Source organism: Mesorhizobium sp. M2E.F.Ca.ET.219.01.1.1 (assembly GCF_004016445.2).
Classification (GTDB): Bacteria; Pseudomonadota; Alphaproteobacteria; order Rhizobiales; family Rhizobiaceae; genus Mesorhizobium.
Genome location: NZ_SADT02000091.1, coordinates 1 through 377, shown reverse-complemented (window position 1 = coordinate 377; position 377 = coordinate 1). Strand labels below are relative to the sequence as shown.

Annotated in this window: 1 pseudogene; it reads left to right on the top strand. The window is 63.1% G+C overall.

Annotated features, from left to right (window positions below):
* A pseudogene (locus EN862_RS35050) lies at positions 1 to 191 on the top strand (hypothetical protein); the annotation flags it as partial.
* Positions 192 to 377: the final 186 nt, after the last annotated feature.

Below are 377 nucleotides of genomic sequence, written 5' to 3'. Positions count from 1 at the left end.
CGGCAATACAGTCGTATTCGAGCCATCGCCAGTTTGAGCCGGACATGATGTTGAAGCTCGGGCTGACGACTGGACCGCAATCGGTCGACGCGCTGACCGGCGCCACCATCTGCGGCGTCATACCGAAGCCTGACAACTGCCGCGTGGCACCCTCGCCAAACGCCCAGGCCGAGGCGCCCGCCAAATTGTAGGCGTGAACTGGCCATCGAGGCAGGTTGAGCCGTCTTCGATCTTTCCGCTATCGTCCGCGGCAAGCGACAGGCGAGGATCGATGATGGACGAGGATATTCCGACGCTGTTCGAATGGGCCGGCGGCGCCGAGGTGCTCAGCCGCCTGACGCAAACCTTCTACGACAAGGTGGCGCGCGATCCGATCG